Source organism: Paenibacillus sp. JCM 9796 (genome assembly GCF_055379675.1).
In genome coordinates, this window is the sequence record NZ_AP043723.1 from 316,981 (window position 1) to 331,113 (window position 14,133).

19 protein-coding genes are annotated in these 14,133 nt (G+C 52.2%); 1 reads left to right on the forward strand and 18 read right to left on the reverse strand.

Annotation, left to right across the window (positions count from 1 at the left end; all coding sequences use genetic code 11):
* Positions 1-12: 12 nt before the first annotated feature.
* From bshA to ACZ439_RS01530, 6 genes are all read right to left on the reverse strand, one after another.
* Positions 13-1,179: an N-acetyl-alpha-D-glucosaminyl L-malate synthase BshA gene (bshA, locus tag ACZ439_RS01505; protein ID WP_141335493.1), complete on the reverse strand. Its 1,167-nt coding sequence runs from the start codon at positions 1,177-1,179 to the stop codon at positions 13-15.
* Between the two features lie 48 nt (positions 1,180-1,227).
* The gene (gene bshB1, locus ACZ439_RS01510) at positions 1,228-1,923 is read right to left on the reverse strand and encodes a bacillithiol biosynthesis deacetylase BshB1 (RefSeq protein WP_054797748.1); all 696 of its coding nucleotides are present in this window, start codon (positions 1,921-1,923) and stop codon (positions 1,228-1,230) included.
* Positions 1,920-2,339, reverse strand: coding sequence for a methylglyoxal synthase (locus tag ACZ439_RS01515; protein WP_174817584.1), 420 nt, complete (start codon positions 2,337-2,339; stop codon positions 1,920-1,922). The genes bshB1 and ACZ439_RS01515 overlap by 4 nt, the downstream gene beginning before the upstream one ends.
* Positions 2,340-2,450: 111 nt before the next feature.
* On the reverse strand, positions 2,451-3,257 hold the full coding sequence (gene dapB / locus ACZ439_RS01520; protein WP_155614855.1) for a 4-hydroxy-tetrahydrodipicolinate reductase: 807 nt from the start codon (positions 3,255-3,257) through the stop codon (positions 2,451-2,453).
* Between the two features lie 30 nt (positions 3,258-3,287).
* On the reverse strand, positions 3,288-3,812 hold the full coding sequence (locus tag ACZ439_RS01525; RefSeq protein WP_464620547.1) for a tetratricopeptide repeat protein: 525 nt from the start codon (positions 3,810-3,812) through the stop codon (positions 3,288-3,290).
* 88 nt (positions 3,813-3,900) lie between these two features.
* Positions 3,901-4,239 (reverse strand): nucleotide pyrophosphohydrolase, encoded by a 339-nt coding sequence (locus ACZ439_RS01530; RefSeq protein WP_054797749.1) that lies wholly within the window; start codon positions 4,237-4,239, stop codon positions 3,901-3,903.
* A gap of 215 nt (positions 4,240-4,454) precedes the next feature.
* On the opposite strand from ACZ439_RS01530, the gene ACZ439_RS01535 reads away from it, so the two are divergent.
* Positions 4,455-5,276 (forward strand): YitT family protein, encoded by an 822-nt coding sequence (locus ACZ439_RS01535; RefSeq protein ID WP_155614873.1) that lies wholly within the window; start codon positions 4,455-4,457, stop codon positions 5,274-5,276.
* Positions 5,277-5,286: 10 nt separating this feature from the next.
* On the opposite strand, the gene ACZ439_RS01540 is transcribed toward ACZ439_RS01535, so the two are convergent.
* From ACZ439_RS01540 to ACZ439_RS01595, 12 genes are all read right to left on the reverse strand, one after another.
* On the reverse strand, positions 5,287-6,159 hold the full coding sequence (locus tag ACZ439_RS01540; protein WP_141335491.1) for a sporulation protein YpjB: 873 nt from the start codon (positions 6,157-6,159) through the stop codon (positions 5,287-5,289).
* Between the two features lie 44 nt (positions 6,160-6,203).
* Positions 6,204-6,893 (reverse strand): DUF1405 domain-containing protein, encoded by a 690-nt coding sequence (locus tag ACZ439_RS01545; protein WP_054800079.1) that lies wholly within the window; start codon positions 6,891-6,893, stop codon positions 6,204-6,206.
* A 62-nt stretch (positions 6,894-6,955) separates the two neighbouring features.
* Entirely contained in the window at positions 6,956-7,843 is an 888-nt protein-coding gene (locus tag ACZ439_RS01550) for a c-type cytochrome (RefSeq protein WP_127607973.1), read from the reverse strand.
* A gap of 59 nt (positions 7,844-7,902) precedes the next feature.
* Positions 7,903-8,574 carry a menaquinol-cytochrome c reductase cytochrome b subunit gene (qcrB, locus tag ACZ439_RS01555; RefSeq protein WP_127607972.1) on the reverse strand — a complete coding sequence of 224 codons (672 nt, stop codon included), beginning with the start codon at positions 8,572-8,574 and terminating at the stop codon, positions 7,903-7,905.
* Between the two features lie 19 nt (positions 8,575-8,593).
* Positions 8,594-9,139, reverse strand: a complete 546-nt coding sequence (locus tag ACZ439_RS01560; RefSeq protein WP_054797750.1) for a QcrA and Rieske domain-containing protein — start codon at positions 9,137-9,139, stop codon at positions 8,594-8,596.
* 238 nt (positions 9,140-9,377) lie between these two features.
* Complete coding sequence (locus tag ACZ439_RS01565) at positions 9,378-9,836, reverse strand: DUF2487 family protein (RefSeq protein ID WP_054797755.1); 459 nt, start codon at positions 9,834-9,836, stop codon at positions 9,378-9,380.
* A 120-nt stretch (positions 9,837-9,956) separates the two neighbouring features.
* Positions 9,957-10,148: an IDEAL domain-containing protein gene (locus ACZ439_RS01570; RefSeq protein ID WP_054797751.1), complete on the reverse strand. Its 192-nt coding sequence runs from the start codon at positions 10,146-10,148 to the stop codon at positions 9,957-9,959.
* 91 nt (positions 10,149-10,239) lie between these two features.
* Positions 10,240-10,752, reverse strand: a complete 513-nt coding sequence (locus ACZ439_RS01575; RefSeq protein ID WP_464620548.1) for a gamma carbonic anhydrase family protein — start codon at positions 10,750-10,752, stop codon at positions 10,240-10,242.
* 59 nt (positions 10,753-10,811) lie between these two features.
* Complete coding sequence (locus ACZ439_RS01580; protein WP_054797752.1) at positions 10,812-11,930, reverse strand: hypothetical protein; 1,119 nt, start codon at positions 11,928-11,930, stop codon at positions 10,812-10,814.
* Positions 11,931-12,096: 166 nt separating this feature from the next.
* Positions 12,097-12,687: a histidine phosphatase family protein gene (locus ACZ439_RS01585; protein WP_054797753.1), complete on the reverse strand. Its 591-nt coding sequence runs from the start codon at positions 12,685-12,687 to the stop codon at positions 12,097-12,099.
* A gap of 17 nt (positions 12,688-12,704) precedes the next feature.
* Entirely contained in the window at positions 12,705-13,334 is a 630-nt protein-coding gene (locus tag ACZ439_RS01590; protein ID WP_054797754.1) for an anti-sigma factor, read from the reverse strand.
* Positions 13,331-13,924, reverse strand: coding sequence for an RNA polymerase sigma factor (locus tag ACZ439_RS01595; RefSeq protein ID WP_127607969.1), 594 nt, complete (start codon positions 13,922-13,924; stop codon positions 13,331-13,333). The genes ACZ439_RS01590 and ACZ439_RS01595 overlap by 4 nt, the downstream gene beginning before the upstream one ends.
* Positions 13,925-14,133: the final 209 nt, after the last annotated feature.

The following is a 14,133-nucleotide window of genomic DNA, read 5'->3' on the forward strand; positions in this document are numbered from 1 at the left end:
CACTCATCCCTCTTAGCATTGTAGCGGCTTCTCCTGAAGCTCGCTCGGTACCGGTTTGCCCAAAACCCGGTAATACAGCGCTTCATACTGTCTCGAAATCACATCATTACAGAACGTATAACGCGCCCGGTGCAAGCAAGCCTCCCTCATCGTACGGTAAGCCGACTCATTCTTCAGCAGGTTGATTGCAAGCTGTGACATCTGCTCTACATCGCCGATTTCGGCGAGATACCCCGTTTCCCCATGCGTAATAAGCTCAGGGATGCCGCCTGCATTGGAAGCGATCGTCGGCACGCCGCACGCCATCGCTTCGAGCGCCACCAGGCCGAAGCTCTCCTTCTCCGAAGGCAGAAGCATCAAATCGGCCAATGACAGCAACTGCGCGACATCATCCTGTTTGCCGCAAAACGTTACGCGATCCAGCAAGCCGAGCTCCTTCACTTTGCATAACACCTTGGACAGCTCCGGACCTTCTCCGACGAACAACAGCCGCGCAGGCATTTCCTGGCGAACCCGGTCGAAAATTTCAACCACATCGGTCACCCGTTTAACCGGGCGGAAGTTGGAAATATGTATCAATATTTTTTCGTCCGGATGCGCAAACTCCTTGCGTAAGCTCGTCACCTCGCGCGGATAATACACCCGTTTGTCGACAAAGTTGTAAGCGAGCTCAATCGGCTTCTCGATCCCGAGCAGCTGTCTCGTCTCTTGAATCAAATCTTGGGAAACGGCCGTCACCGCATCGCTTTCATTGATCGCGTACCGGATCAGGTCGCTGAGCGATTCATCTTGGGCGAGCACGGTAATATCCGTGCCGTGGAGCGTGGTCACGACCTTCAGCTCCGGCCCTACCATTTGCTTCGCCAATAAAGCGCAAACCGCATGCGGAATCGCATAATGGACATGCAGCAGGTCCAAATCCTCCAGCTTCACGACTTGCGCCAGCTTACTGGCTAGCGATAAGTCGTAAGGCGGGTATTTAAACACATAGTAATCATTAACCTCGACTTCATGATAAAAAATGTTCTTATCGAATTTACCGAGCCTAAACGGCATGCTGTGGGTAATAAAGTGCACTTCATGCCCTTTTTCCGCAAGCAGCTTGCCGAGCTCTGTCGCGACCACCCCGGAACCTCCGAGCGTAGGGTAACAGGTAATCCCGATCTTCAACCGCTCCATGGGCGCTGCCTCCTTCTGCTAACGCTGCGATTCGCTTGACGTCGTTGGTTATAATAGCTCCGTCATATAAGGCAGTTTGCTCATAAAGCCTTCGGCATACAACACCGAGCGTTTCTGTCCCAGCAGCAAATCGCGCGCTTCCACGCGTTCCATATAACCTTGATTCAACGGAGTGCTTACATAATCGCCGCCCGGCGCCGCCGTGAACTGCGTGCGGTAAGCTTGTAAAGCCAATCGTTTCGTATCGTAATAAGCGGTTACATCGACCATTACGTCAGGATCGATCGTATCGTTAATGAAATAGAAATAAGTCTCTGCAACTTGATGCGCCGGGAGCTCCGGCATGTAACGGCGAAGCTTGGCATTGAATACCGCCTCCTGCACCAGCTTGCTACAGGCGATATGATCCGGATGCCTGTCCTCCCAGTAAGGCGCAAATACGACGCGCGGCTTGCGCAGCCGTATTTCGGCCACGATCCGATCGATGAAGTCCGAACTTAAAGTAAGACCCCGATCCGGAAGCTTCAGATTGCTGCGGGCGGATAGACCCATAATGCGCGACGCCTCCTCGGCTTCGGCCTGCCGCGTATCGACTGTGCCGTTCGACGACATTTCGGCGAGCGTCAAGTCGCATATTCCGATCCGGTAACCGGCTGCCGCATGCTTGGCGATCGTGCCGCCCATGCCGATTTCCGCATCGTCGGGATGCGCCCCGAATATTAAGAAATCGAGCGTATCCGTCATTCTTCAATACCCGGCTTATATTTATGTACGAGCTCACGCCAGGCGAAATCGCCGCGGTCGAGCGCTTTAACCAATATTTCGCCCGTGGCGATATTGGTTGCGCACGGAATGCCCTGCACGTCGCACAAACGGAGCAGCGCGATAATATCCGGCTCGTGCGGCTGAGCCATTAACGGATCTCGCAGAAAGATGATCAAGTCCATTTCGTTGGTGGCAACCATGGCGCCGATCTGCTGATCTCCCCCAAGCGGACCGGACATGAATCGGTTGATTTGCAGCTTCGTCTTCTCCATAATGCGCGTGCCGGTCGTGCCGGTCGCAAACAGCTTATGATGCTGAAATACATGTTCATAGGCGGTCACGAAATTGACCATTTCGTCTTTTTTGCGGTCATGCGCAATAAGCGCGATATTCATTGTCATACGGATTTAGCTCCCCCTTAGGCTGTTGCAAACGGTGTTTTCGCGGTTCAAAAACGATTGGCATCGGGGCGAAACCGCAAAGATCGGCCTTGTCCCCGACTTCCGTCAATCAATGAAATGCTCGAAGCCGTAAACCATGCCTGCATATGTCATCACTTTCTTCACCGCAACGTTCACACCGGGCATATAACCCGCCCGGTCGTACGAATCGTGCCGGATTTTCAGGGTTTGGCCGAAAGCGCCGAATACCACTTCCTGCTGCGCAAAAATCCCTGGAAGCCTCACGCTATGTATCCGAAATCCGTCGTAGTAGCCGCCTCTCGCCCCTTCGATCGTTTCTTCCTCTTTCGGGTTGCCTTGTCTCAACTCGCCCCGCACTTGCGCAATCATCTCCGCGGTCTTGACGGACGTGCCTGAAGGAGCGTCAAGCTTCTGATCCCCATGGTATTCGATAATTTCTACATGTGGCATATATTTGGCCGCTTGCGCCGCGAATTTCATCATCAGAATCGCGCCAATCGAGAAGTTCGGCGCAATCAGCCCTCCGATCCCGGCAGCTTTACACTGCTTGTCCAGCGCTTCGATGTCTTCCGGGGTGAAGCCTGTCGTGCCCATGACCGGACGAACCTTGTGTTTAATGGCAAGCGCCGTATTAACGACGGCCGATTGCGGCGTCGTGAAGTCGACCATGACATCCGGGTTCGTTTCCACAAGCGTTAATTCCAAGTCGTTCGTCACCATGATGCCGCACGGATCGAGCCCGACAAGCCGGCCCGCATCCGTGTTCTTCGTCGATCGGTCCATCGCCGCTACGAGCTCGAGTTCCGGATCGGCAAGAACCATTTTTACAACCTCTCGTCCCATACGGCCGCTTGCGCCGGCAACCGCTACTTTAATCTTCGTTTGTCCCATAATCTCTTGAGTCCTCTCCTTCTGCACTCCCTAGGATGAAGTACGCCTCATATATTGTTTCCATTTGTATTCATATTCCGAGAGCAGCCGGTTCCCGATCGAGTGCCCGGGATCAAGCTTCAGCAGCTCTTTCACGGCCCCGATCGCCAAGCTGTATTCGTCAAGCCGCGCATAAGCGATCCCTAGCAGCAGGTAAGCTTCTAACGACAGCGGGTCATTCTCTACCGCTTGTTTCACTAAAGCAACGGCCAGCCAGAGCCGCTCATCCGATTCTTCGAACAATTTTTCCGCCTCAACCAACAACGCTTTTGCGCGCAGATGCTGCAAATGAAACGTATAGTGCTCATCCGTCGGCTCGAGCTTCACCGCTTGTTCCGCATGCCGGATCGCCTTCGACAATTTATTGCTGCGCGCGTAGGTAATCGACAGCTTGTAATGGTAAGAAGCGTTATTGGGATTCAAGGCGATGGCCCGTTCGAACCAACCGATAGCCTGTTCGAAATCGTGATTTAAGATCGATTCGTACGCTTTTTTAATCGCAAGTTCGCCATCCATTCCCCCATCTCCTTCCTACGTGCATACGGAGCCGGCGCATGGTACGACCGTACGGAAAAAAGGGTGATGGTACAGCATATGTAAGACGTTACGAATCGGTGTCCACTTTAGTCCAACGGTCGGCGTCCCGCGTACGGAATTTATGCATGACTTGATCATGCGCCTTCGTTAGATCGATGCCAAGCGAATTGGCAAAGCAAATCGTTATGAAAAGAATGTCGCCGAGCTCCAGCTCGATTGAATTGTCCGCTTCCGTCGGCTTTTTCGGTTTCTCGCCGAACCGGTGGTTCACTTCCCGCGCCAGCTCGCCGACTTCTTCCGACATCCTTGCCAGCATCGTCATCGGACGGAAGTAACCTTCCTTAAATTGAGATATGTATGCATCCACTTCGTCCTGGAGGTCTTTAAGCGAGCGTTCCTTGTCCATGGTTCGATCCGTCACCAGCCTTACTCAGGGTTCTGATGCTTGCATCACCGCAGAACATCAATACCATGTTAACGCAAATGGAGGTTCCGTGACAAATTTTTTTTGTTGCGAAGCATACCGCCATGAACGGCGAGCCATATTAGGGAGGAACAGGAGGTGTTTCCGCCATACTCTCCCCCCTATGGACGCCGCTTCGAAACCTTTTGCCTATCGCCATGGGGACTGCCGTTTATGCATTCGGTCTCCACTATTTCGTCATTTCCAACGAGTTCATGGAAGGCGGCATCACCGGTATCGCCCTATTGCTGAACTATATATTCGGCTTCCCCCCTTCCCTGACAACCCTTGTTATCAATATCCCGTTATTTGTTCTGGGCTGGCGTGTCCTGGGCAAATCATCGATGTTCTATACGATTGCCGGTACGCTGCTGCTTTCATTTTTTCTTTGGTTAATGGAGCATTTCATTCGCGTGGGATGGATTGAACCGTTCCGGACGGAACATGATTTTTTTCTCGTATCCGCCTATGCCGGACTAACGTTAGGCATCGGACTCGGACTAGTGTTTCGGTACGGGGGAACGACCGGCGGCTCCGATATTGTGGCGCGCATCGCTCATAAGCTGAAGGGGTGGAGCGTCGGACGCATTATTTTATTCTCCGACGCGATCGTGCTTGCGCTTTCGTTGTTTTTTTTGCCGAAGGAAAAAATTATGTATACGCTTGTAGCCGTGTTCATTACGACCAAAATGATCGATATCTTCATCGAAGGTGCCTACGCGGCCAGGGCATTCACGATAATCAGCGAGCGCGCCGACCGGTTGGCTGACGAAATTACGAACAGCCTGGACCGCGGGGTTACGCTGTTTCCGGCGATCGGCGCCTTCTCCAAGCAAAGCAAGAACGTCGTCTACTGCGTCGTTGCCCGCAGTGAAATGAGAAGGCTTAAAGACCTCGTCCGAGCCGTCGATCCCCGTGCGTTTATTATCATCACAGAGGTGCACGACGTCGTCGGCGAAGGCTTTAAGCCTCTTTCCTAGCATCACAAGCTTATATGTAGCCGTCTTCGTTGCGGCGTACCGTAACAATCCCGTCGTTCTTCTTCGATAAACGCCAACCGGCGAAGCCCAGGGCGGCCAAGATGACCGAACCGAAGGCAAGCGTCCATAGAATCGGATTTTGTGGTTCCGGATACGGCAAGTAAGCAGTCGCTTCGCGCTTCATAAACAATTTGTCCAACATTTGCCGCATTGGCGGGACCGCGTTTAACACGTTACGGAACGGCATGCCTTGACTCATCGATTGCGATTTCACAAAAGCGACAAGCGAATCCATTCGCTCGACATCTTCGGCCGGCCGGCTGATCAGCAAGCTTGGGTGAATGATGCTGTAATGCTGCTCGAAGTGTGCGCTGGCATGCTGCAGGGACGTTTTATCGCTAGCTTTGGCCGTCTGTTCGATCACATTCACGTCATCCTGCAGCTGCTTGTAATATTGCAGCCAAAGCGGTTGGCTCGCGTGCGTAAGGGAATCGGTCGCCAAGCGAACTTTGGCCGCGGATATTTTCCCTGCATCCGGGTTAAATTTAACCGCTTGAAAGACGCGTTTAGCTTCGGTGATCGTATCGGTCAGCGCGTTCAGACCTTCCACCGACGTGATGCCCTCGAACCGTATTTGCGTGACCTGGTCGCTAATCTGCTGCAGCACCGCGCGGCTTCCCGGAATATCGCCCTGCTGGACCTTCTGGTACATCGTTTCCGCCGTTTCATTCAACAGCTTCACCTTCTGGAGCTGCTCTGGCGTCGGCTTAACGGCTGCCGCAGCATCCTGCTTGGCGGATAATGCGCAGCCCGCCAATAGCGGCAAAAACAATATGAGCGCCATACTTACCCCGATCCACTTCATTTTCCCGAATCCGATCATCGGACATCCCCTCCTAAGTACAATTTATGGAGGGGTTGTCTCATTTAGACCGATTTGTGCTGTAAAATCCGTCCGTGCTTCCTATAGCGGATCAGCCAGATGATGATCGCGATTGCAATGCCGATGAAGCTAAGTCCCATTGTAAACAGTCGAATGGCGCCAAGATCGTCCAGCAAGGTTTCCGGCAGCCACGGAAATACCCCGGCGCCGTAATCCATCGCATCGTTCCAAAGCGTCCAGGCGGCGACGATCAACACCGCCCCAGGCGTATACCGATAAAATCTCGCATAGAGTAACGCTTCGGCGGCCATCCCCAGATGAGAAATCGTCAGCATCCAATCCTGCCAAACGATGCCGTCCCCTTGATAAGCGCCCGCCCAAATCATCGCTACGGCCCATACGCCGTATTTGAACGAAGTAATGAGCGCGAACGCTTCTATACATCCGCGCAGCCATCCGACCCGTTCGGGCGGCACCGCTATACCGGTCTGCTTATCGACATTCCACAGCAGCAACCCAATAAAACAAGTAAAGAACAGGCTGGCCGTAGGACTATCCGGCACGAAGGGCAAGTACGCGTTGCCGAAATTTTCGGATGTAAAGAGGAGCTGCTTCCAATACCATTCATACCCGTAGACCGTGCCGAGGAGATTGATCACAAACAAGCTCCAAAGCATCAGCCTACTGCCCAAGAACGGCGTTGAAACATAGTACGACAAACGCCAATTGGTCAACGATAACCCTCCCAGCTTACTAAAAAACCTGACCGCTGCAAGCGATCAGGTTTTGTTCATGGTTATTTCTTCTGTTTGGCCAACCAATCGGCCAATTTGTCCATATCGTCTGCGGAAAGGCCTTTGGCGATGTTGGCGTCGTATTGCGCCGTCATATTGCCCTGGCCATTCTTGATGATACCGATGATTTCATCTTTACTATGCTTGTCGCCGATGCCGCGAAGGGCAGGAATTCCAGCGGAAGGCATTCCTTTCAACTCGCCGCCATGGCATTGCAAGCAAGTTGACTTCTGATAAATCGCTGCTGCCGGGTCATCCGGAGCGACGATTGCCGCAGCCTGCGCAGCGGGCTTCTTCGCCCCTCCGCCGCCAGCACCGCCGGCACCCTTGGACGCATGCATCTCTTCCTCGCGCTTAATGTGCTCCGGAACGAGATTTTTCTCTTTCAGCTCATGCTGATAGTGCTGCCAGGAATAAACCGTCAAGTAGGTGCATGCAATCAAGCTTACGAACATCAACGTCGAGGCGATTGGACGTTTGTAGAAACGTCTTTCTTTACCGGTATCGAGGAATGGTGCGAGCAACAAAGCACCGAACAAGATACCCGGAACGCCGACCGTACCGAGTACGACGTAATCGCCGGACGTGTATGGATATTTCAACAATTGGTACATAAACAGGAAGTACCAGTCCGGCATCGGAATGATTTGCGTGTTGGTCGGATCCGCCGGATAACCAAGCGGCGCCGCTTCGGACATAACCAATACCAGAATGCCGAGCAAGACGACAACCCCTACCATCCACTCTTTCAACAGGAAGTTAGGAATGAACACTTCCGATTTACCGGGATAAGCGGAGAAGTCTTGCGGAATCAAGCGCGTATCTTTCGCCCGTACGCGAGAGTCTCCCACGTAAACGATTTTTTCGTCAGATTTAGGTCCGTGAGCCACGTATCGCCCCTCCTTCTATTTTTTTCATGAACCGTAAACGGTGATCGTTCCTCCCCATCTTAGAGCGGCCCGGAAATCCCTTGCTTACGGATCATCAAGAAGTGTCCGGCGAGCAGACCAAGCAGGGCAGCCGGCAGGAAGAACACGTGTAAGGCGAAGAATCTCGTCAACGTTTGAGCTCCTACGATCTCGCCGCCTTGCAAGAACGACTTGGCGTAAGGTCCAATATACGGAGCGGATTCCACAATCTTCAACGTAACGCTTGTCGCGAAATAGGCTTTGTTATCCCAAGGAAGGAGATAGCCTGTCAACCCGAGACCCAACATAACGAAGAAAATCAACATACCTACAACCCAGTTCATCTCGCGAGGAGCTTTATACGAACCAGTGAAAAAGACGCGGAGCGTATGTAAGAACATCATCACGATAACCAAGCTCGCACCCCAGTGGTGCATCCCGCGAACGATAACGCCGAACGCCACTTTATGCTGCAGATAGTCAACGCTTGCATAGGCGTTGATAATATCCGGCACGTAATACATCGTTAAGAACATACCGGACAAAATTTGTATAACTGTGATAAAGAACGTCAATCCGCCGAAACAATAAACGAAAGCAGAGAAGTGATGAGCCGGGTTAACGTGCTCAGGCACCTCGTGATCCGCTACGTCCCGCCACAGCGGCGTGATATCCAGGCGTTCATCGATCCAGTTATAGACACTTTTAAACATCTGATGTTACGCCTCCTTATTACACCCGTTTGTTCGGACCAAGCTGACCGAGGTACACAAAGCCTTGCTCCACTTTCACTTCATACTCATCCAGCGGCGCCGATGCGACAGCCAGCTGTTTGCCGTCCGGCGTGTAGTGCGCACCGTGACAAGGACAATAATATTGATCCTTGTATTCCGGATTCGCATTCCAGTTTACGGTGCAACCTAAATGTTTACAGGTCGGATTCAACGCAAAAACTTTGCCGTCCTTGCCTTTCGATATCCACGCTTCCAGCTCGGGGTCGCTTTCAAACCAACCGTCGACCTGATGCACCGCGAATTTGAAAGATTTCGGCTCGTTCGTAATCTTGGATTCTTCCACAACCTTCACCCAATCGGCTTTCTTCTTAGGTTGAAGGACCGGATCCACCGCAAACCGAACCATCGGCACCAGCATCCCGGCACCCATGAAAGCTCCTGCGCCGCCAAGGGTGTAGGAAAGAAACTGGCGTCTGGACATTTCCCGACGTTTCACCGGTTTCTCGCCATGATGCTGCGAATCGTGATTCGTGTGATCGTTCATTCTCGTTCTACCCCCTTTTGCAACATATATCAGTCGTTCGACATAACTTTACACCATATACTAGGACATAACTAATAATAGCTTACGTCACTGGGTGCGTCAAGAATGGAGACATGACTATGCGCCTTGGAAAACGAGGCGGATCAAGCAGTTTTAACATAATTGTCACAACTGCTGCCGGCCGCCTCCAGCGTGCTCTTACATAGAATTTACACCCTTGGCGCAGAACATACATCGTTTACACCGATTGCCTGTCCCGCCAAAGCTCCGTCAGCTTGTCAGCGACCGAACGCCTCGCTTCTGCGCCTAACGCCGTCAGTTCTTCCTTCGTCATGGCTATGATCAGATCCGCCCCTTCCGCACCCACCGGCAGTCCGGCTTCCGCATGCCGCGATGCGGACACAAGCACGACATATCGGAACCCCGCGTCCTTTAGCCTTGCGCAGACGTCCTCAATCAGCTTTCGTGCCGAAGCAGCCGCTTGTCCCGTACCGATATAATGCATCGCCGGAAACGTCACGATCCGTCCTTTGAAAGGAATTTCGATCAGGTCCAGCACATCGCGCAAATCTTCCAGCGCCGCCGCGGCTTCCCAGGGAGATTCGGAACCGTCAAGTCCCGTAACAGGCAGCACGCACGTGTCCAGATAGGGCTGAAGCTCCGACCAGTTTCCCGATTCGATTTCACTGAATTTCATCCGTTTCACCTTCTTTCCCGTTCCTTACTTTAACACAAAAAAAAGACATATGAAGGGGTTTCATATGCCTTTCGATAAAATGTCACGATTTGCCTTCTCTAGCAAGCCTGTATGAAGAGATCATATGCCCTGGGAGCGCAGCGTGTTTAGTTCGGTCGTTAGGGCAATAAAGGATTGTTCGTCACCCGCAGCCAAGGCCTGATCGATTTCGTTGTACAGCTTCTTTTCTCGATAGTCGCGTATAGCTTCATCAAGCATCATTTCAGCAAACAAACTTAGCATCATGTCGTTTGTCACGTTCATTTTGCCCATGAGTACCTACCTCCAAACCGGGTCATAATGAAATTTCATCTTTTTCCGAAAGCGGACGGGCCGCCTGCATTCCATTCAGGCGGACAACGGATTACGCCTGCAGGTTGCGATATTCCTCGCGCTTGAGGCAGTAGCTTTCCATCGTTCGTTTCATCCTGGCCAAGTCCGGTTCTGCAAGCTCGCGGACAACTTTGGCCGGCGAACCGAGGGATAGCGTGTACGAGGGGATCGATTTGTTTTCCGTAATTAGCGACCCCGCTCCTATTAAAGCATATTCAGCGATCGAGGCACCGTTAAGTACAATAGCCCCCATCCCGATTAATGTGCCTTTGCCTATCCGGCAGCCGTGGATAATGGCGCCGTGTCCAACGGACACCTCCTCCTCGACAATAAGCGGTTCATCCTTGTTCACATGGCCGATACAGCCGTCCTGAATATTGCTCCGCTTGCCGATCCGTATGGGGGCCAAATCGCCCCGGAGCACCGTGTTGTACCAGATGCTCGCCCCTTCTTCAATCACCACATCGCCGATTACCTGAACGCCTGCGGCCAAAAACACGCTCTCGTGCACTTGCGGAAAAATCCCGTTGTAACTATGCAGCATTCCAACCACTCCATTTCATATATAAATTGGAGTGATTGTAGCAAGCCGATACCCGCTTGTCAAACATCCAGCACGAGGGGATTCTCATCCGGCACATACGTACCTTCAATGATACGGGATCCGAGTTTGGATATTTGGATCACCGTGCCCTTATGCTCGTCTTCCCCGATCCGTAGAAGCCCGAGATGCATCATCATCTGCAAGATACGCTGTTCCAGAATAGCGTCCGCTGAATCGTAGTAAAACGGCCGGATCAACGGACCCAGCGTCTCTTTCAGCGACGACAGCGTCACCCACGAGCCTCCTAGCCGGTTCAGCCACTGGACGATGGACTGCAGCTGGGGAATAGGCCCTTTATAGAGCCTTAACCAGAATCGGTACACGTGAACCGGATCTTCCTTCCGATTCTCGATTACGGCCGCTTTCCCGCGCTCGGTCAACGCCAGCACCTGATGATGCTCGGTAATGAGATCGCTGAAATAGCAGTAATCGTAAATAAACGAGAAGCGGTTCGGATAATCCCGAAACATGCGTCCGTACCCGAAACGCCATGCCGTTTTGCCGACAGGCTCCTCCCGCACGGCCAAACGCTCGAGAATCTGCTGCAAATTGCGCTTGTACATAACCAGCTCCGAGGTTAACATCACCTCTTGACCTTGCAAATAATGCAGGAAATGCCAAATGTCGTCCAAAATCAGCTTCTGTTCGTCACGATAGACGGACGGCTCATCCGTCAGCAGCATCCTCTCCTCGAACCGCTTCGAGAGCGCGGTAATAAATCTTCTCTTCAAATCCGCAGGAATCTGAAACAAATAGCGGGTTTGCTGCGAGTGCCCGTTGAACAACCAGCCGCGATGCTTAAACCTTGTAATCATCTCTCGCGGATTCCAATCGGTGTCGGCCTCATCTTTAACAAATTTGCTTTGCTGCACCCTCGCGAGCAATTCTTCCAAGCTGAATGAGCCTCGTTGATCGAACAGCAGCGAGTTCAGGAACCGGATGTCCTCGATGGTCAATTCATCAACGTACCGCTCGAACACGTCGCTTCGTCCCACTCGGGATAAAATCGACTGGATCAGCTCATGTTTGGAATGGTCGTTACATTCGCAATCATACGTGCCGGCTATGCGGCTCAGATCATGAATGTCCGCGTAACTCAACATGTCGGCTAAATTCATGCTTGAATTCCCCCTAAACCCTCCTCCTGCACCTGCTGGAGTCGTTTCAACCTTACTATCCATTATGGGAATTTGTGCCGTTTTTAAACGTAGAAAAACAAACAAAGCTTTCACCTGCTTCATAAAGAAGCTGGTGAAAGCTTGAGTAGTCGTTATTTACGCGGGTTTACGGGCTAGTTTTAAGCGATGCGAGGTGTGCCGTACAATTAAGAAGACGGAGCCGCCATCCGTCGTCAATCCGTTCCATGACCGTCAACGACGTATTCATGAGATGGCTTTCAAGCGTCAGTCGCCCGATCGATTCGATCACCGGTACGATATAACCGCCATGGCTGACGATTAAGATCCGTTTCCCGCCATGATCGCGTTCCAAATCGCTCAAGAACGACTGCCACCGCATCAGTAAAAGCTCGTCGCTTTCCAATCCAAGATCAAGCTGACGCCATTGTTCGCCCCAACGCGCCAATCGCTCATCCAGCGTCGTTCCTTCGAGCTGCCCGAAAGCCCGCTCTCGCAGCCGCGCATCGACGCCCAGCACCGGAGTACCTGTCGCTTGCGCAATTCGTTCCGCCGTTTCTCTTGCTCTCATTAAATCGCTGGTTACGATGCCATCCCAGGGCTCGCCTCTCAGCCGTTCGCCCAGCAGCCCGGCTTGAACCCGTCCGACCTCCGCCAGCGGCGTGTCCATCTGCCCCTGCATCCGTCCCGCCAAGTTCCATTCCGTCGTTCCGTGACGAATAAATCCGATGGTCGTCATGAATTACACTCCTTCTTTCAGTAACGGGTCCGGGATAACCAGTTCATAATGAGCAGCGTGCACGTCAACCCGAGCAACGACAGAAAGAGCATATAATCCTGAAACGTATGAATCGGTCCGACCTGGTACATGAACGGTTTGTTGAACCCCTTCAGGCTGGCTACCGCCGTCGGCATCGCGTGGACATTCAACGACTCCGCTTGGCTGGATGCGACTACGACCGGATCGCCGATGCGTCCGAACACGGACGACTCCGGAGCGGCTGCTGTATCGTAGTGATGCTGCTCGTTGTTCAGGGATATCCAGAACGTAAACATAAACACGGTCACGCAAACGATAATGGCTGCCGTCAAATTCCGGCGAAGCTTCGCGGAAAAGTGATACAACCGTTCATTAACCGGAGTGCGCCAGCCTTCCTCTTCGAAAATCCGGCTCATAACAGCTGACGAGACGGTGCGTTCGCTCGCTCCGGCGGATTCCTCCACCGCAACGGATCGGATCAGCATCGTGCTTTCCTTCCATATGATATACTCTTCAGAGCAGCATTCGCAGTGCCTCATATGCGCATCCGCCGCCAGCCGTTTCGGATCGTCCTCGTGCAAATCCCAATACACGCCGAACAGCTCTTGAATGTCTTCGCATTTCATCGTCGATTCATCCCCTCATACTCCTCAAAGAGCGGTTCAAGAAAGTATGGCTCCAACTGGAGCTTGACGCTAGCTCTCGCCCTAAACAACAAAGACTTGACCGAACTGACCGTCTGCCCCAAAATATTCGCGATCTCCTGATAATCGAGCTGATCGTATTCCCGCAATATAAGGGCCGATCTTTGCTTCTCAGGTAAATTGTTGATCGCATCTCGAACCATCGTTACTTTTTCGTTCCGCAGCACCGTTTGCTCGGGCAGCGCTTCAGCCGCCGTCTGGGGAACGTAGCCGCTTTGCTCGAGCGAAACCTTGATGTTTTTATGTTTACGCAGCTCGCTTAGAACCGTATTGCGTGCAATGGTATACAACCAGGTGGAGAAGGTCGCCTCGACTTCCCGAAACGAATGCAGGCTGCGATAAGCCTTGTAGAACGTTTCGTTGCAAAGATCCTCTGCCAATGATTCCAATTGCGCGCTTTTCAGCATGTGAAAGATGAATGCCAATATTTTACGTTCATAGCGGCGCATCAATTCGTTATATAGTTCGACGTTTCCGTCTTTAATTTCTCGGATCAACTGGGAATCGGTCATGCCCTCGGCGACCCTCCTTGTGATTCCCCGCCTGCTCCCTTCGTCGCCACATGTTTGTACCGTCCGGGGAGCCAAAAAGTTGCGGTGATTCTTAAAAAAAATTTAGAATTTGTACTTCTATTCCGTATTCATTCGAGATCGGCAGTTAAAAATCCTGCTTTATCGACAGAAACAAGTATTTCTCATAAAAAAAGACCGCCTGAATATCA